The sequence below is a fragment of the Dermabacter jinjuensis genome (assembly GCF_902381725.1).
Classification (GTDB): domain Bacteria; phylum Actinomycetota; class Actinomycetes; order Actinomycetales; family Dermabacteraceae; genus Dermabacter; species Dermabacter hominis.
Map to the genome: position 1 here is coordinate 488,091 of NZ_LR698963.1, position 17,369 is coordinate 505,459.

The 17,369-nt window shown below is 56.6% G+C and carries 17 protein-coding genes and 1 pseudogene; 7 read left to right on the forward strand and 11 right to left on the reverse strand.

Features of this window, described 5'->3' with window-relative positions; translation table 11 throughout:
* Window positions 1-64 precede the first annotated feature (64 nt).
* The 3 genes from FXY94_RS02335 to FXY94_RS02345 form a co-directional block, all read right to left on the reverse strand.
* Window positions 65-1,281, reverse strand: a protein-coding gene (locus FXY94_RS02335) for an IS3 family transposase (RefSeq protein ID WP_096883315.1) whose coding sequence is annotated in 2 segments (ribosomal slippage) — window positions 65-1,020 and window positions 1,020-1,281 — 1,218 coding nt in all. Because the reading frame shifts where the segments join, the coding sequence is not laid out codon by codon here.
* 343 nt (window positions 1,282-1,624) lie between these two features.
* Window positions 1,625-2,008 carry a hypothetical protein gene (locus FXY94_RS02340; protein WP_016663408.1) on the reverse strand — a complete coding sequence of 128 codons (384 nt, stop codon included), beginning with the start codon at window positions 2,006-2,008 and terminating at the stop codon, window positions 1,625-1,627.
* A 210-nt stretch (window positions 2,009-2,218) separates the two neighbouring features.
* Window positions 2,219-3,952 (reverse strand): DNA methyltransferase, encoded by a 1,734-nt coding sequence (locus tag FXY94_RS02345; protein ID WP_332067303.1) that lies wholly within the window; start codon window positions 3,950-3,952, stop codon window positions 2,219-2,221.
* A 229-nt stretch (window positions 3,953-4,181) separates the two neighbouring features.
* On the opposite strand from FXY94_RS02345, the gene FXY94_RS02350 reads away from it, so the two are divergent.
* From FXY94_RS02350 to FXY94_RS10755, 3 genes are all read left to right on the forward strand, one after another.
* Window positions 4,182-4,430, forward strand: coding sequence for a hypothetical protein (locus FXY94_RS02350; protein ID WP_016663410.1), 249 nt, complete (start codon window positions 4,182-4,184; stop codon window positions 4,428-4,430).
* Window positions 4,431-4,444: 14 nt separating this feature from the next.
* Window positions 4,445-4,993: a hypothetical protein gene (locus FXY94_RS02355; RefSeq protein ID WP_016663411.1), complete on the forward strand. Its 549-nt coding sequence runs from the start codon at window positions 4,445-4,447 to the stop codon at window positions 4,991-4,993.
* Window positions 4,994-5,367: 374 nt separating this feature from the next.
* The gene (locus tag FXY94_RS10755) at window positions 5,368-5,532 is read left to right on the forward strand and encodes a hypothetical protein (protein WP_016663412.1); all 165 of its coding nucleotides are present in this window, start codon (window positions 5,368-5,370) and stop codon (window positions 5,530-5,532) included.
* A 94-nt stretch (window positions 5,533-5,626) separates the two neighbouring features.
* On the opposite strand, the gene FXY94_RS02365 is transcribed toward FXY94_RS10755, so the two are convergent.
* The 3 genes from FXY94_RS02365 to FXY94_RS10760 all read right to left on the reverse strand — a co-directional run bounded on the left by FXY94_RS02365 (window position 5,627) and on the right by FXY94_RS10760 (window position 6,943).
* Window positions 5,627-6,073: an ankyrin repeat domain-containing protein gene (locus FXY94_RS02365; protein WP_084813908.1), complete on the reverse strand. Its 447-nt coding sequence runs from the start codon at window positions 6,071-6,073 to the stop codon at window positions 5,627-5,629.
* 93 nt (window positions 6,074-6,166) lie between these two features.
* Window positions 6,167-6,370: an RHS domain-containing protein gene (locus tag FXY94_RS11205; RefSeq protein WP_084813909.1), complete on the reverse strand. Its 204-nt coding sequence runs from the start codon at window positions 6,368-6,370 to the stop codon at window positions 6,167-6,169.
* 24 nt (window positions 6,371-6,394) lie between these two features.
* Window positions 6,395-6,943 carry a type I restriction-modification system subunit M gene (locus FXY94_RS10760; RefSeq protein ID WP_016663413.1) on the reverse strand — a complete coding sequence of 183 codons (549 nt, stop codon included), beginning with the start codon at window positions 6,941-6,943 and terminating at the stop codon, window positions 6,395-6,397.
* 248 nt (window positions 6,944-7,191) lie between these two features.
* Between FXY94_RS10760 and FXY94_RS02380 the strand changes: the two genes are divergently transcribed.
* Both FXY94_RS02380 and FXY94_RS02385 read left to right on the forward strand, forming a co-directional pair.
* Window positions 7,192-7,818 (forward strand): hypothetical protein, encoded by a 627-nt coding sequence (locus tag FXY94_RS02380; protein WP_016663414.1) that lies wholly within the window; start codon window positions 7,192-7,194, stop codon window positions 7,816-7,818.
* A 334-nt stretch (window positions 7,819-8,152) separates the two neighbouring features.
* Window positions 8,153-8,335, forward strand: a complete 183-nt coding sequence (locus FXY94_RS02385; RefSeq protein ID WP_016663415.1) for a hypothetical protein — start codon at window positions 8,153-8,155, stop codon at window positions 8,333-8,335.
* Here the strand turns inward: FXY94_RS02385 and FXY94_RS02390 are convergent.
* From FXY94_RS02390 to FXY94_RS02400, 3 genes are all read right to left on the reverse strand, one after another.
* Window positions 8,329-8,712, reverse strand: a complete 384-nt coding sequence (locus FXY94_RS02390) for a hypothetical protein (protein ID WP_016663416.1) — start codon at window positions 8,710-8,712, stop codon at window positions 8,329-8,331. The two genes, FXY94_RS02385 and FXY94_RS02390, sit on opposite strands and share 7 nt — an antisense overlap.
* 579 nt (window positions 8,713-9,291) lie before the next feature.
* A complete protein-coding gene (locus tag FXY94_RS02395) occupies window positions 9,292-10,413 on the reverse strand; it encodes a type IIL restriction-modification enzyme MmeI (protein WP_016663419.1) in 1,122 nt (373 codons plus the stop codon).
* Window positions 10,410-13,745 (reverse strand): helicase-related protein, encoded by a 3,336-nt coding sequence (locus FXY94_RS02400; protein WP_232049679.1) that lies wholly within the window; start codon window positions 13,743-13,745, stop codon window positions 10,410-10,412. Before FXY94_RS02400 ends, FXY94_RS02395 begins: the two co-directional genes overlap by 4 nt.
* Between FXY94_RS02400 and FXY94_RS02405 the strand changes: the two are divergent.
* Window positions 13,744-14,454, forward strand: a pseudogene (locus tag FXY94_RS02405) (IS6 family transposase). The gene FXY94_RS02400 and the pseudogene FXY94_RS02405 overlap by 2 nt on opposite strands.
* A 220-nt stretch (window positions 14,455-14,674) precedes the next feature.
* Here the strand turns inward: FXY94_RS02405 and add are convergent.
* The gene (add, locus tag FXY94_RS02410; protein WP_016663423.1) at window positions 14,675-15,685 is read right to left on the reverse strand and encodes an adenosine deaminase; all 1,011 of its coding nucleotides are present in this window, start codon (window positions 15,683-15,685) and stop codon (window positions 14,675-14,677) included.
* Window positions 15,686-15,783: 98 nt separating this feature from the next.
* Window positions 15,784-16,278 carry an NUDIX domain-containing protein gene (locus FXY94_RS02415; RefSeq protein WP_016663424.1) on the reverse strand — a complete coding sequence of 165 codons (495 nt, stop codon included), beginning with the start codon at window positions 16,276-16,278 and terminating at the stop codon, window positions 15,784-15,786.
* A gap of 94 nt (window positions 16,279-16,372) precedes the next feature.
* Between FXY94_RS02415 and FXY94_RS02420 the strand changes: the two genes are divergently transcribed.
* Entirely contained in the window at window positions 16,373-17,359 is a 987-nt protein-coding gene (locus FXY94_RS02420; RefSeq protein ID WP_016663425.1) for a DMT family transporter, read from the forward strand.
* Window positions 17,360-17,369: the final 10 nt, after the last annotated feature.

A 17,369-nucleotide genomic window follows, 5' to 3' on the forward strand; every position in this document is an offset into this window, starting at 1 on the left:
AACCGTGAACGGAAGTGTTGGGGTTACCCGCAAATCGTGGACACGTAGTGGAGCTACCTAGTGGTTAGGCAGCTATTTCTTTTCTGCTAGTGATTAGACCAATTTGGTTCTCAAAGTCGACGGGGCTGACCATACCGAGTGCGGAATGTCGGCGTCGACGGTTGTAGACGACTTCAATCCAGTAGGCAACGGCCTTGCGTGCAGCATCACGGGTCGTCCAGCGCTTACGGTCGTAGAACTCGGTTTTAAGCGTCGACCAGAACGACTCAGCCATCGCGTTATCGAAGCACACACCAGTACGCCCCACGGACTGAGCAATGCTCAGGCTGCGGCAAACCTCCCAGAGCTGCTCGCTAGTGAATTGAGCTCCGCGGTCAGCGTGAAACACCAGCCCATCAGGAACGTCACCACGCAACGTGTGCGCCATCCGCAGGGCTCGCTCGACCAGGGAAGTATCTTGAACGCTATCCATAGCCCAGCCCAGCACCCGGCGGGAATGGCCATCGCGGACCGCGCACAAGTACAACCAGCCTTCACCGGTGCGCAAGTAGGTAATATCTGACATCCACACCCGGTTGAGCTCACCAGTATCAAACATGCGCTTGACCAGGTCAGGAAGCGTGGACTTACGCTTAGCTTGAATCGTTGTCACCGGGACAAAGGCCCGCGGTGAAATCCCCTCAATCCCCATCATGCACATCCGTTTAGCCACAGTCTTACGGTTAAGCGCAATGTGGTAGCGCTCGGCAAGTTCTGCGGTGATCCGCGGCGCACCATAAACCTCATCGGAGTCTTTCCAAATCCGGTGAATCTTGCGGTCAACATCATCGTAAAATGCTGCACGATCATCTTCGCCCGATAGTCGCTTCTGCTGCGTATGGGCCCATTTGTAGTATCCAGACCGAGACACTTTTAAAAGCCGTGCCATGCGCTTGATGCTGTAGTTCGCCTTCTCCTGCTGCATCAATTCGAACTTTTCTGCTCGCGTTGCTTCGCAGCGAAGAAGGCTGTCGCTTTTGACAAAAACTCGTTATCCATCTTGGCTTCAGCCAGCTCCCGACGAAGACGAGCATTCTCAGCACGAAGATCAGCCTCGCTCATCCCATCTGATGCTCCTCGGCGCTCACGCTCGAGTTTGACCCACCGGCCTAAAAGCCCGGCGGACACACCAATCTTCTTAGCCACATGAGCAATCGGACGCCGCGACTCTATTACCAGGTTCGCGGCTTCACGCCGATACTCCGGCGTGTACTTCTTGCGCTGTTGACTCACAATGAACATCCTCTCCTACGGACACAAGATCCGCACTAATAGGGTGTCCACTAAACGAGGGTAACCTCAGTGTCTCACGGGCGAAAGTTTAGCGTTTTGAGACACATTGAGGGGGTCACGGCGCCCCAGTCGCAAAAAGTACACAAAACGAGACACCATAGACAAGCTAGAAAGTTTGCAAGTTTGCTAGATAACCAGCAAACAAGCTGAAAGCCAAAAAGATTTTCTGTCTGCGCTGACGGCATCTCGCCGCCTTGCCGCAAGAGCGGGCACAACTAGGAGACCACCATGGCTCACCTATACCCCATCAGGGCATACACAACGCCTTCTCCTAGAGTCGCGAACTCCGCGCCTACTTACTTTGATAGTCGATCCTAGGATCGTAAATTCGCTCAGCCGTATTTTGATTTTGCTCATCTTCAGACTCAGAGGACAAGTGTTCCTTGGCCGCCCGAAGTTTTTCCCTGATCGCCTGCCTATTGGTGATTCCAATAGCAACGACCGTTGCTGCTGCAACGCCCACGGCACCCGCCGCAAGTAGCGGACCGGCGCCAGCTGATCCCTTAGGAGCCCCTCTTGAGGCGGGCTTGGCCAGAGCTACAAGTTGGCCCGTCACACTATCTCGCAACCCGCCCGAGGAAAGCTCCAGATTCTTGAAGGGGATGTCTGCCCCCTTTTCCAAAACAACTTCGGCGGTGTATCGGATCACCTTCCCCAGCGCATCATCATTCGCCATATAAAACTCCCTCAAGTCCAATCGATTGCTCGCATCTGCAGCCTCCGTAGTGCTGCGCTAAACATTGAGAACACTGCCGTGTTCAGTGATCGTCACTTTTAACTCCATCGCATGAGCAGGCCAGCCAACCAATCATCTGTGGCCCGTGCCCACACTCGGGGCACGGGCCAGGTGTCGGCTCAACCCACACGTTGCCACACTTGATGAGCTTCATGCCGTCATGTCGGCGTAGCGCTCGAAGAGGATCGTGAGGCGTTCCTCGTTGGAGTGGAGTGGCTTCTTCGCGCCGAAGGCTTTGTCGACGACGCGGTCGAGCGCAGCGTGGGCCTTGAGGAGCGCGGGGCTCATCGCGAGGGGGTTGTAGTGCTCGGCAAGAGAGCGCTCGGGGTGGAGCTCACGCGCAGCGATCACGCCCTTGCCAGCCTCGATGATTTTCTCGCGCAGTTCCTGTTCGACGGCGGGAAGAGGAAGGTTGTTCCACACGATGGTGTTCGAGAAGCGTAAGCGGGATTCGAGTGCACCGCCCACCGCACGCTGCCACGTAATGAACATCGATGACGAAATCACGCCGAAGAGGAAACCATCTGGATCCTCGGCAGTAAACAGCTGATCACCTGCTATTACTGTTTCAGGAAGGTGCTGGACCGTGTAAAAAGCGCGTGTTTCTGACACAACGCGGGGAATTCCCACGTAGGGAACAAGCGGGCGGTGTTTGTTTCCCCTGAACACGTGGGGGGTATCGCGAAGCTTGTACGCGTCACCGCCCGTCGATTGTTGTGACCGCCAAGCACGGCAGGCTTCGACTCGGGCCTTGAGAACCGGTGAACGTCCGAGATCGCTTGGGTCAAAGTTGCTGTCGGCCATCCACAGACACCAGCGGTCAAGCCCACGGACGACCTCGCGGCCCATGCGGAAGGGCCGCAAGTACCTCGCCGCGATGGGGTCCGCGGCGATCTCGGAATATTCATCCGCTTCGACGATCAGATTTCCCCCGTCGGCAGGCATGGTTCCAAAGCTCACCCTCGATAGCATCGGGCTAAGGGCTTTCGTTCGCTTGCGCACGAGGAGATTAGGTCCATCGATGAGGTAAGCGTTGACTCCCTTCGCGGGCACCTGCGTCGGCTCGCCCTTGACCTCGTTGTAGGTGAACAATTGGGGAGCGCTTCGCTCGTGCTTGTCATAGCCCGTGATCACGCAGTGCACGGCTGCGGCACCGGGTGCCTCGCTAGTCCACGAAAACGTCTGGTGGGCGAAGCGGATGCGCCAGCCGGCGTCGAAAAGAGGGCCAAAGAGCGGCGCGACACCCTGGCCCTGCGCGATCGAGTTCGTGGACACGAACGCAAAGCGGCCTCCTGTCACGGGCCGGAAGAAATCGCTCGCTTTCTTGAACCAGGCAGTGACGTAGTCCAAGGTACCGTCGTGGAGCTCGCCCCACACATCCTTGAGTTCCTGACGCTGCTCCTTTGCTTTCGCTTGGTGCCCAATAAACGGCGGATTGCCCACGATGAGCGTGTCAGGACCCGCGTGCACAAGCCCGCGCCAGTCGAGACGCAAGGCTTTACCCACGGTGATCTGCGCGGAATCCTGAAGTGGAAGCATCGGGTATGCGTAGCCAAGTGCGAGACTTAGTGCCTGGTTTGCTTGGTGCTCCACGAAAAACATTGCGGTCTTGGCGATGGTTGCTGGCCACTCTTCAATTTCGATGCCATGGAACTGACTAAGTTTCACATGGACGAGGCTCGCTGCATCGAGGGAGAGTTGTCGGCGCTCGGGGTAAAGTTCCTGTAGGCGCTGATGGATGCGTAATTCCAGCGCTCGGAGTTCGCGGTAGGCGATGATGAGGAAGTTGCCGCACCCACAGGCAGGGTCGTAGACCGTATCAAGTTGGATACAGGGGCTTGTGGTACTCGGATGACGCAGATGGTGCGAAACTAGCTCGCCGATAGGGAATACGTGCCGTGGCGCTGGTCATTGAGTGGTCTGCTCGGACGGTGTGGATCCGCGATCTGGTGCGATCGGGAGGTGGAGTCCGGCGATGTGAACCCCGACAGGCAAGGCTGAGAGTGAGGCGCTAAAAGGTGGGGCGAGCGCCAAAAGGTAGTGCCGGTTGCGGCTTGCTATTAGCAATGAACAGAGCGTGTAGGTACTTGACGCAAAGACAGGATCCGCAGCCATGCACTACTCCGATCTGGTGACAGTCCACGCCCGCCTGACGTACCGGCTGACCAGCTTCCTCCTCGAAAATCCCGCCGCCGGGGACAGCGTCGAGTGGTTGGCCGCATTCCGCGCCCAACGTCACGCAGCCATCGTCTTCACGATCACCGAGTGGGAGCTGTACTGGCTGGGTGCGCGCGTGGATCCGCGAACATTAGAAAAGGATGTAATACTGGCAAGCACAGTTGCGCATCCCCTATTCGAATGAACAAGGAGTCAAGAATGAAGTTATATTCTATTTACAGTAAACTGCTTAACTCAGATGCTTACATAGAGCTGATGAATAGCGATAGAACGGAGATACAATCTTATTTCTTATATGACGAAGGCGAACTAACTACGAAACCTAAATTTAGAGGACAGGAAGGTTTCAGTACCAAGAATATTAAACTTACTGATAAATATGACAGCATAGATAGTCTGTTGGTTTTTTCTGCTGATTTTTATGAAAAAATGAGTCTTCTACTCGAAGACGAGATGCAGTTTTCTGAAGCAGAGCTAATGATAGGTGATGAGATCATCAATTGTTATATTGGGAAAATAACCAACATTCAAAGCATTTTAAACGAAGAGAAATCAGAGTATGATGAGTGGCTAGGGGATGAAGATGAGCCTTTTGTAGAAACGCCAGTATTTATGAAGGAAATTCGCAATACTGTTTATTGCGTTAGAAACACATCCAGACAACATATCGTAGCATTTACAGAGTTGTTTAAACAACAGGTAGAAAATGAAGGTTTAAAAATTGAGTTTCAAGAGGTTAAACAATAATTTATTCGACTCTCTGATTTAACAGGACCTAATCAAGGCCATAAGGGACATTAAACCTAATGAAGTGCAGCACATGCGCGATGAATAACTAACGACGTGATCGGTGCCGCACAGAATCCTTCAAAGACTTCTTGACGACGAACGAAGACGCTGCAGGAGTGGAAATCCGTCTTGCCGGTGGGGTCACACATCGAGTTCCAATTCAGAATTGAGCCAACCACGGACACAATGCCCATGATCAAAGTCGCCCACTCTCAGTGGGCCTGTAAAGAAGCTGTAATCTGCCCGCTGTTCATGGTAGGTTCGCCCCTCTCCTTATCCCTGCATCTCTGCACCAATGGGGCCTTTTCCGGTGTCCCATCTACCGTGACCATATGACCCCAGAACGCATCAGCTTCCCCACTGTCACCAACGCGATCATTATGATGACCCAGTGTGGCAGCGCAGAGGTGCTCCCGGGCGAAGGCGGCCCAACGGGAGATCGCTTTGATGCCTTCGTTGAAGCGTGGGACTCGACCGCCACATGCTTGGTGCGCTGACCGGGCACGCCATTTGACAATGGCTTAAAGCTACTTAAAACCCATATCATCCAATAAAGGTATTCCTATAAATAGGGGGCTTAGACTCTGTATTTCAATTATGCAATAAGTCAATTGGCGCAACACCTGAATCATTTTTCTTGCTTTTATCCGCACCTCTTGCAAGCAAAAGTTTTGCCGTTGAACTATTCTCATCTGGAGAGTTCATCGCTGCACGCCAAAGCGGTGTATTACCCCAAGCATCCACTGGATCAATCTCAGCACCGTTATCAAGTAGCAACTCAGCCATATCGCAGTAATCATGAATAGCCGCTATGTGCAAAGCGGTCATACCTTGATTGTCGGCGGCAGACAGCTCATAGTTCTGCTCAATTAAATATGACACCAGGCTAAGATTATTTTTAGCAACAGCTGATGACAAAAGAGTTCTGCCATCTCTACCTACTGCATCAATACCATTTTTCTTTATAAATGCATCTAAAGCCGGCTTATTATCTGAATTAGTAATAAGCTGAATCATTTGTTCGTCAATAGTTGTCATAAAAAATCTAACTTTTCTATTTAGTGCTGACTTGGAAAACGATGATTATTCTTCACCTGCTCGTCAGCGGCAGACCGGCTCATGACACGGGTTTCACCCCCATGCCTTAGCTTTGGACTCCCACACTACTTCCTGACCTAGGTTCATCAACAGTTGTGGGGTACCGAGGTGATCGCACACATAATGATAAAGTTTCGATGCTGCTGGAATTTCTTGTGCTAACTCGGCCTGCCACTTCCGTGAGCCGAGTAGTTCCGCTTGTGCATCACTGCTATTAATGTATTGTGCCAAGGGCACAAATTGACCATCTTTGTAGAGATACTACACATTCAAGGCCATGGCCGGTGCGTTCTGCAAGTCACGTCCCGGATTGGCCGCATGTTTGCCCAGCTGCTGACCGCTTCGCTCTTCTGAAACAATGGTTAAACCTTCCCAATCATCGTCTATGACCACGTGATCCGTCTGCAAATCTATTCCGAACACGGAGTCACGCAGTTCATCGCACGAGGCACTATGGGGCGCTGTCGATTTAAGTAGACGTTCGACAGCGGGCAAAATGAATGCTCCTGAACCAATGAAAGTTTCGTACACGCGCCCCTCGGTCGGTTCCAGAATCTCCGCGAGGGTGCGCACCAAAGAACGAGGAGTGTAGAACTCCCCTCCCCGCTTGCCCTCAGCAGAGGCGCCCTCCGCCTGCATTTCGGCTTCAAGCTCTAGGCGGCGGGCGTCATCAAAAGCATCAGTCACATACTTGAGGAAGACAAGGCCCAAGACGATGTCCTTGTACTGGGAATCATCCATGGAGCCGCGCAGCTTGTCCGCAGCCTTCCACAGAGTGTCCTCAAATTCCTTCACGGGAGTGGCAACCATTCTTGGGAGTCTACTTCTCAGACTGCGGCTCACCGCTTCGGCGCTACAAAGGCGTATAAACCCGGCCGTCAAGTTGCGCAATCCGCCACCAATTCCCGGGTTTACCTGCCGTTCACCGACGGTCGCTGACCAGTTCACCATGGGCGGCTAACGTGATTTCAAAAGATACTTCCTTAACCTTAGCGTCAGGTTCCTGCAGTTCCACCAGCGAAAGCGGTGGAACTGCACCGAAGATAAAGGACGTCGCTGTGACAACCTCACCAGAAGCACCGAATACTTCGAAAACTCCGATGGCTCGCAGGCTTCTCAAGAAGGTCCCGCCTCAGATCCGAATTATCTTCGTCGTCCTCGGATTACTCCTGATCTTCGGGCTGTTCTCCCTAGGGATGCAACTGTTCATGCTCCTGGTCGTAGTGATGTCGGAAGTGCCGTGGGTCGCATCAGGGATTCTCCTCGGGATCTTCCTCATACTGCTCCTCCCAAGCAAGGGGTGGACCGTGTTCGGTACCCTCCTGTTCATAGTCGGGGCCATCGTCAGCGCGATCGCGGACGTCCCTGGCAACCCGATCTACAACGCGCCGTTTGAGGCACTGTTCCTCAACGAGGGCGAATACCTCTCCGCTAGCGTCATCATCGAGCACCCCACCCAAGGCGAAACAGCCGTCACCCCCGACAACATCATCGTGGATGCAGAGGGCAACGAGCTCCGCGACATCAACGACTTCCTCACGTTCCTCTACCGCCTGGTTCTGTATTCCGTCATCTACGGCGTACTCATCACGCTGCGCGGCTTCCTCGCGAAAATGAAAACCACATCCACGAGCGCCTCCCCTCGCAAGAAAGGGAACGACGAGGCTCACCTCAAGACGCCTTAGGCACGTCGGCGGCGCATCACCATCAACAACGCCATACCCGCCACAACAGTCACGGCCGCCAACGCGGCTGGCACAACCTCAGCCCCCGTGCGGGCCAACGCTCCCCCAGCCTCCGATGCGGTGCCTGCGTTATCGGTTCCACCAGCGTCCGATGGGGTGCTTGCGTTATCGGTGCCGTCAGCGTTGTCGGTGGCGTCCGGTTGCGCTGGGTCGGCTGGCTGCCTGCTGGGGTTTTGTGTTTGCGCTGGTCAGGTCCACGTCGTTAGTGCCATGAGGGCCACCATTGTCGTGGCTGTCATATCTCTTGTGGGATTTTTGTGGGATTCTGGCCCCCATGGTTTTTCTTGAGGATGCTGACACCTACCCCGTCGTCGATCAGGAGCGTGTGCCGGCAGAGGAGTGCGGAATTCTCGGGGCGGCGCAGCAGGCGCCGCGGGAACTGCGCATCGAGCACTCGACGATCCAGCTCGAACACCCCGGGCAAGTCGAGCACGAAGCGGTGTGCGGGGATCAGTAGAAGGCCACCTCGGCGCCCCCGTACTCCACGACGGTGTAACCCTCGGTCTCGGTGGCGGCGAACTGCAGGCCCCGACCGTGCTCACGATCCTCCGCCAGCCAGAAGGACACCCCGAAGCGCCAGCGTTCCAGGGGTTCGGACAGCACGCACACGCTGGTCAGCTCAGGTACCTCACCGTCCGGAAATTCCTCCCGGATCCGCTCCCGTGCTACCGCCAACCACTCCGGTGCCTCTTCGAGAGCCTCAGCGATGCGCGCCGTCATCTCCGGTGACAGGGGAACGTAAGCCGCATCGAGGTCATCGGAGAGGATGAGGCGGACCTGCCACTCGCCCGGAATCTCGACGAGCGTCTCGAAATCGTGGAACTCGTAGTTCATGGTGTCTAGTGACCGCGGATGGCGGTGTCCTCCATCATCTCGACGTCATACTGCGAGATCTCGGCGGCCGGGGGCGGTGCGCAGGTCGCCGTGGAGGTCCTCGCACTCCAAGACGGCGTCCGCGTCCACAGGCTCCCGCAACCGGTTGCTTCGGGATCCCCGAAGGTGGCATTGACTTGTCATGGGGTGATCTTTGGGGCCACAAATCCGTCAATGAGCGGCCCCGACCAGGAGCCCACATTCCAGACACTTTCCTCGATGAATTGGAAGAAAATGGATGTAAGGCTCTCGTTGAAGGCCGCGATTGGTCCTGTGAGCGCACTCGCCATGATAGGGCTTCCCTTGTGATGAAAACGGTTTGCCGTACTTGTGTTTACAAGAATATAACCGCTCAGAGATTAGGTGGCTGCCCTTAAAGCGCAAGATTTCTCGAGCGATTGTCATGGGCGGTTACCCCTGGAGAGCCTTTTCCGTTTTGTGTTTTGTCTGGCTCGCTATTCTGGCGGGCAAGATCGAAGCCGTCCCCATGAGAGGGCAATGACAACAGCACGTGAATAGCCTCCTCGCTAGTTGAACCAGTCAGGCAGCTAAATCGCAGTTCGCGCGCGTTTGTATCCCTCGTGCTATGAAAGTTTCGAGGATGTTGAGGTCACCTAGTTTCTTGAGCAACGCTTCCAGCGCTTTCTTGCTGTCGTACGCCTTGGCGAAAGACTCTTCGAGGTCATCGAGAAACAGTGGGCGAATTGCTTTGAGGATGTTCTCTTCTGTTGTGTAGTGGGCGCCAAATTCGCGGCGCGCACGTTTATCTTTGACCGCCTGGAAGAGCGACCCGAAAATAGCAGGAGAGATTTCGGCCCAGTTGAAATAGGTGGCTTTGAGGAGTAGCTTTCGCGACTGCTCCGTAAAGGCGGGAGTTTCGGTTGCTTCACCGAAGACGCTGCCATTGACGTATGGGAATGCTTGGATGAGTTCGTCATCCTGGCTTGGCCGCTCCTCCCTAGGCTGATTGAGTGCTTGGTAGAGGTCTGCGAGTTTTTCGCCAAGATCACTGCCGTCTTCGTTGGTGCGTTCCTCGATATACCTGGTGAAGAGGTCGCGCTGCCAGAGGTCAGAGTCGTCGGCGTAGAGGCAAAAGAGAGTGCGCACGAGAAACATGGAAGCGTGGTGTTCGTCGAAGCCGGTCGAATCAAGGTGCACATACAGTTCCGCCATGAGCTTCGCAGCGGCAACGGCTGATTCGGCCGCCTCGTAGTCGAACGCTTCGCGCATGCGCGTGAGAATTTCTGGCAGTGTGGGGTCTTCATCGAAGCCAATCCGAATGACCTCAAGTTGGCTCTCGAGGTGGGAGTCGGGCTGGCCAATGGCATGCGTGTGGGCGATGAGTTTTGCGTGTGTGCCGCCTGTTTCGGCGCGGCGGGGCCACCGCCACTCTTGGTGGGTGTCGTTTCCGAAGATGACGAGGCGTTCGTGGCTTTCTCGTGAGAGTTCTTGGTCGATAAGGCGCTGGATACGGCGCGGGGGAAGCTCATTGCAGTACCAGACGCGCAAGCCACTAAACCCGGCAACTTGCGTGAGGGTGTAGGTGTTGTCCTCTATTGAGAGTGTTACGGGTGGCAGTGTGGGGTTTTCCCACCCGAGGTGTTCGATGAAGAGGCGGCGAAAATCGTTGCGATCTACAAGGTTAAGAAGTGTGTGCGTCATTGCGTGATTCCCATGGTGGAGACGATGCGGATGGCATCAGAGGCGGTTCCGGATTCAAATACAAGTTCGTTGTCGCGGTGTAGTGAAACGACTCGGGCGGCGAGGGAGTTGTCGTCGACGCCTTGGCGGATTGCTTGGCGTAGGCGGCGCTCTGCCTCGCGGGTTAGTGGGTGTTGATAAAGGGATTCGAGTGCCGCCTGGGTGTCGCGGTCGAAGGTGGAGAAGTTCAGTGTTGCTCCGAGCCGGTTCCATACAGTCTTACGGACTCCACGTAGTCGTCCAGCGATGGCGGCCGGGGTGGAGAGGTCTTTTCGCACGAGGGTTGTAACGAGGTGTTCGTGATCTTCTCGTGGGTCGAGGCCTGGCTCTTCAGGTGAGGCTTCGAACAGGGCGAGTGTCTCGTGTCCAGTGAGAACTTTAGTAGTTCCGCTGGGGTCAATGAATCCGAACCCGTCGATGCCGCTGGCGGTGCGCACGAAGCACGTCAGGCCTTCACTACTGTCACTGATTCGCTTGCGTCGTGTGGCATCAATGAGATCCGGTAGCGCTGCGATTCGCTGCGCTTCTGCCGGGTCGCGCTGCTCGAGAGCATGCCAGTACTCATATGCCAGCGATGATGCATCCACGTCTTCCGTGCTCTCTTCATCATCGAGCGATCCGTTGTAGAGGTCGTTGAGCATTCGGGTTTCGTTTTCAGAGCCGAAAAAGTTTTCGTCTGAACCGAAGACGGCTGCGTTACGCGAGAGTCGTTGAGCGATTCGTTGACGTAGGGAGATGACGTTTTCGATGCTCTCGTGGAATATGGAGTAGATCAGAACTTCGGGCGAGATTTGCCCGATGCGGTCGACGCGGCCAGCGCGTTGAATGAGTCGGATGATCGCCCAGGGCAGGTCATAGTTGACAACAATATGGGCGTCTTGCAGGTTCTGGCCCTCCGAGAGAACGTCGGTGGCGATAAGGATGCGGGTTTCGTCCTCGGGCGCAACGACGGGATCGGCACCGGGCAGTGCGTTGGATCGGGGTGAGAATCTTTCTGCCATTCGTGTCGGGTCATCGGTCGCCCCGGTCACAGCTGCCACAGCGCCTACTCCTGCCTGGGCCAGCTGGGCTCCGAGATAGTCGGCGGTGTCCTTGTATTCCGTGAACACCAAGACTTTCTCATTCGGGTGTTTCACGCTCACTAATTCAATGAGGGCGGCAAGTTTCGAGTCCCTGTTCGGATCCCATACGCCTACCTTTGTCAGTAGTGCACGTAGGGCCTCCGTGTCTGCCCGCAGATCTGTCGCGAACTGGGCATTGAAATGAGAGGCGGGCACCCACGTAATGTCACGTGGAGCGTTAGCTTTGAGTACCTGGTATCGAGTAGCTGCGTCGGCTGCCGTTAGGTCGAGACCGCTTTCGAGGGTGTCTTCGTCGCTAAGCATGTCAAGGTCATTGATGGTGCCAGCCGGCACGTCAAGATCGTTCTCGAGCGCGTACACAAACAGTTCGTTGCGGGCGAGATGGCGGGTGAGGGACAGCAGGAATGCGTGCCCGCCAGAAGAGAGCCGCTTATAGAGCATGGTTTTTACGAAGCCAGCAACGTGTCCGCGGCCGCGATCAACGCCTTCTGCCCAGTCTTTGAAGAGTGGGTCTTTTCGAGCACGGTGGTTGAGGTACGAGCTGAGGTTGTAGCGAGGCAGACTTAGGTTCTCGATTACGGCGAGAGTGTCATCGTCAGCCAAAATCGTGGCCGGGTCGTCTTCGCCAAAGTCGTGCCGCAGCGGGATCGCCTTACGCGTAGGGAACGTGAACGATTCACCATTGGGGAACTCCACGTATTCTCGTCCGCTGTCGTCTTTCCGCGAGTAGTTTTGGCGGATGAAGGATCTGGTGCGGCGAACGAGGTTTTCGCTCATCAGGCGTTTCCAGTCGTCAGGATCTTCTGACTTACGGAATGCAGCAAGCGTGGTGACCTTCCCATCGACTTGATCCACAAGCTTGCTGTCTGCGGCAATAGCGTTCGTGGGAGCAATCGAAAGATCGTCATCCTCGTCAATCCACAGTGCCAACTGGTTCGCTACATCGGAGAACTCGATGTTGTATGGCGTTGCCGTCAAAGCAAGAACCTTCGACTCATTGCGACGAATGTAGTCAGACAAAGCGGTGTAGTCGCGGCGTTGGTTATTGCGCAGTGTGTGGGACTCATCCACGATGACAAACAGATAGCGGCGTAGGTCAGGGAGTATCTTGTGCGCCATCGAGTAGGGAACGACCGCGCCATGAAGACCGTAGGCTTCGAAGTGCTCTTCCCACATCCGAACGAGGTTCTTCGGGCACACCACAAGCGGCATATATCCGTGCTCATCACGCAGCATCAGCGCAACCGCGATTGCCGTTAAAGTCTTACCTAAGCCCACAACATCGCCGAGCATTGTTCCGCCGCGCGTGACAACTCTTCGAGCCAACGTTCGCACAGCCGTCGTCTGATAATCCAGGAGCTTGTTCGAAATCTCTGGAGGAATGGAATACTCCCCCAAGCCTTCACGCACGTCTCGTGAAAGCTCGTAGCAAACCTTCATAAAAACGTCATACGGTGGTCGGGGATTCGGAGTTGCCCATGATTCATCGAGCAACGCAAGAAGATCCTCGCTCACCTCACGGGAGAACGGATCATTCCATCGATCCTCGAACCACTTAGCTAAATCATGGGCGCTCGTATGGTCGAAAACGTCCACGTTCAGCTCGAGATTCGACATGAGCCCGGGCCACGTCAAGTTCGATGAGCCAACGAAACCGCCAATGGACGTGTTTACGGACTGCCGATGAAAGATATAGGCCTTGCCGTGAAGAGGCCTGCGGGTGAATACCTTGACCTGGATCGCACCTTGCGCCAGCAAGGATCGAAGAGACTGCAAGGTTACGCGATCAGTCGAAGTAGGAAGACCCCGCATCAGCTGTACACGTAGCTGCTCGAGCAATGCTGCCCTGCGCGCTTGAGAGGCCGCTCGATCCGCGTCTAGTCGATCTTTCCCGTCGACCATTGACTGAAGGGACTCCAGCGCCTCCTCCTGCGGTCCGCCCGTCACCATGCCGATCAAGATTCGCGCAACTGGAAGAGTCTTCGACTGCGCCATTTGCTCCACGATCCCGTTGAAAACAGACCAACCGCGCAGGTTGAAGTAGCCCACGGCTACATCCATTCGATCGCTCTCTCGCAGGGTTTTTTGCAGGTGAGGTCCTAGCTGGTGATCGATGTTGTCGAAAATCCGTCCCATGCAAACAATTATGCCGAAGGGTGCTGTTGCAAAGTTGGGGCAGTAGGAAAAGCGACGTGAAAAAATCCCAGCCATGGGTATCTTCTCCGGTCGTCATTTCCCCCGTAACATCATTCTGTGGGCAGTGCGGTGGTACTGCCGCTACGGGGTGAGCTACCGCGATCTGGAGGAAATGATGACCGAGCGGGCCGTGCCGGTCGATCACACCACGATTTACCGCTGGGCCCAGAAATACGCTCCTGAGCTGGACTAGCAAGCACGGTGGTACCGACAGGTACCTGACTGGCAGTCCAGTTCCTGGCGGGTGGATGAGACCTATATCCGGGTCGGCGGCAGGTGATGCTACCTCTATCGGGCGATCACCGCCGGTGGCCAGACCCTGGACTTTTTCCTCTCTCCGAAGCGGAATGTGGCCGCCGCGAAGCGTTTCCTGGCCAAGGCCCTCAGATCCAATGCGTCAGCCGGGTATCCCAGAGTGATCAACACCGATAAAGCACCCTCCCTAGCCAGGGCAGTCGCCGAGTTGAAGTCAGTGGGAATCTGCCCGCCAACAGTGGAACACCGGCAGGTGAAATACCTCAACAACATCCTGGAAGGCGACCACGGTCGGCTGAAGCGGATCCTCGGGCCGAAAGGCGCGTTTAAGAACCGGACATCTGCATATCGAACGTTGAAAGGGATGGAGGCGATGCGCTCATTGCGGAAAGGGCAAGGCGCGATGTTTGCCTACGGGCAACCGAACCCGGACGCGGTGATCGTCAACCGGGTCTTCGAGACGGCCTAACAACGCCCACACGCAGCGGCCATCAGGGAATGAGAAACTGAGTCTTCGCTGCTCTCCGCCCAACTTTGCAACAGCACCATTCGGCCACTGAAATCGTCTTCATGGCTCGAGTGTGGATGCACTATCTAATCGAATCGAGAGCATTCTTCGCACCTGGAACGCAACGGCGCCCGGTGACTTCCTCGAATGTGAGGCTCCGGAGGTGTGCAGCTTCTTGCACTCAGTGTGCGGCGAGGAACTCCTCGAGCGAATCAAGCATCGCCAACCGCTCTGACTCCTCGGCCCACGAAATCTCGATCGAGTTCCGCGCGAGCTGTGCAACCTGTTCCTTCGTGAGGCTTTCCTTTTCCGCAAGCGTAAGGAAGTTATCCGCGATGTAGCCGCCGAAGTACGCCGGGTCGTCGGAGTTGATCGAAACCTTCACCCCGCGGCCAAGCAGCTCGACAATTTCCTTGCCCTTCATCTCTTCCGTCACGAAGGAGTTCGACATGGGGCAGCTCGTCAGGCCAATCCCCTTCTCCACCACAAGCTTCACGAGCTCGGGGTCCTCAATGATGCTCGTGCCGTGATCGAGACGCTCGGCACCAAGCTTCGTGAGCGCGGTACGGATGTTGTCGATCGAACCGACCTGGTCGATATCGCAGTGCATTGTCACGCGAAGGCCGTTCTCACGTGCGAGGTCAAACGCCTCGGCAAACTTCTGCGGTGGATTGTCGCGCTCATCCGAATCGAGCCCCACGCCCACGAACATATCCTTGTACGGAAGCGCCGCACGAAGGGTCTCAAGTGCCGAATCCGCCGACATGTCGCGAAGGAAGCACAGGATGAGATCCGCGCTCAGGCCATTCTCACGGGCCTCCTCGACGGCGCGATAGTAGCCGCGGATCACGGCCCCGAGTTCAACCCCCCTGGTGGTATGCGCCTGCGGGTCAAAGAAACATTCGGCACGCACAACACCATTCTCTTTCGCCCTCGCAAAATACGCGGAGCCCAGCGCGTAGAAATCGTCCTCGTCCTGAAGCACGTTCATCGCTGGGTAGTACACGGCGAGGAACGACGACAACGAATCGAATTGATAGGAGGCCTCGACCTCCTCAACGCTCTCCTGGCCAATATCGATCCCATTTTTCTTCGCAAGCTTGAGCTTGAGATCAGGCTCAAGAGTGCCTTCGAGGTGAAGGTGAAGCTCAGCCTTGGGAATGCCGTAGGCGAAATCTCGCGAAATAGCCACGATTGCTCCTCATCATCGTTCGAGAAAAATACTTCTACGGGAATACCCTTTTTTCATTGTTGCACCACGGAGCGCAGGCAACCGTCGGACCCGAGCCTCTAAAGTGACTGCTCGCGGATCGTGCCGAGCGTGCGCGGGCGGATACTCGGATCCGACTGCAACCACTCGCCAACCTCGCGCGGTCGAACGTCGACCGTGTGGAGGTCGTTGATCTCGATCCACTTGACGCCCACCTGGTGCGGGTCGTGGCCCTCCCCGATGCGCGGCTCGCTACCCGGTTCGAGGTCGCACCAGAACAGAAGATTCTGCTGGTGGAACACTTGCCCTGAGTCGCGGTGGCGGCCCACCTTCGCGCTGATGAGATCGAACGTGCACGCGAGGTCGTACACACGCACGGCCGCGCCGACCTCCTCCTCGCATTCGCGCCTCAGCGCCTCCACTTGGCTTTCGCCGTGTTCTTGCCCGCCGCCGGGCAGGACGAACACGCGGTTGCCGTCAACATCGATGTTTTCGTTGAACAGCACGCTGGTTCCGCGCACGATAATCGCCTTGACGCCAACGCGCACGTTCGAATAACCGGGATCAAGTTCCATAACCCCATCGTAGGGGTCCGACGCTTGCCCGCCACCCGGGCGCCCTATTTTGCGGGGAGTTTCTGCGCGAGACAATCGCGAGACAATGGTGCGCATGAGTACGCAAAGAGAAGTGGCAGATGAGCACCACGGGGGAGCCGCAACACCTCGCGCGCCGTGGTGGGCGATCGCCATCATCATGGCAGGGGGCGTTCTCGCCGCTCTCCAGTCCCGCATTAATGCCGATCTTGCGGGGCAGCTCGAGAGCCCCTATCTCGCGGCCTTCGTGAGCTTCGGCATTGGCTGCCTTGGACTTTGCGTAATCGTGCTGTCTCTGCCCGCTGAGCGACGTGCGGCGCGGGACTACGCGCGCGACATCGCGACGGGTCGCTTCGATTGGCGGTACGCGATCGGCGGCCTTGGCGGCGCCTTCCTTGTTTTCACGCAGTCCCTCACGGTAGGGGTGCTCGGGGTCGCCCTGTTCATCGTGAGCGTTGTCGCGGGGCAAACTCTCGCTGGGGCCGCTCTCGACCGCGTCGGTTTCGGGCCCGGTGAGCCGCGGCGCTTGAGCACCTCGCGCCTTGTCGGCTCAGCCCTCATGGTCGCCAGTGTCGCCTTGGCGCTTGCCTCCGGGCTCACGAACGCCGTGCCGTGGCTCAACCTGATCCTGCCGTTCGTCGCGGGAATAGGCGTCGGCCTTCAAACGGGAGCCAACGGCATCGTCACGGCGAACACGGGAAGTTTTCTCGTTTCGGCGCTCGGAAACTTCACGCTCGGCTCACTCGCGCTCGGCATAGCTGCGGCGGTCAGCCTCGCGCTCACCCCGCTGGGTGGGGCGTTTCCCACCAATCCGGTTCTCTACCTCGGTGGCCTGATCGGCCTCACCTACATTGCCGCCTCCGCCGCCCTCGTGCGGTACACGGGCGTGCTCGTCCTGAGCGGCGCGGCGATTGCGGGCCAAATCATCGGGTCAGTCATGCTCGATGCGCTCGACCCGAGCGTGCACCTCTCCCCGCTCACGGTGATCGGGGCGGCGCTCACCCTGCTCGCGGCCGTCATCATCGCGGGCTACATCCCCCTGCGCTCACCACGACCTGAATGACGCCCACACC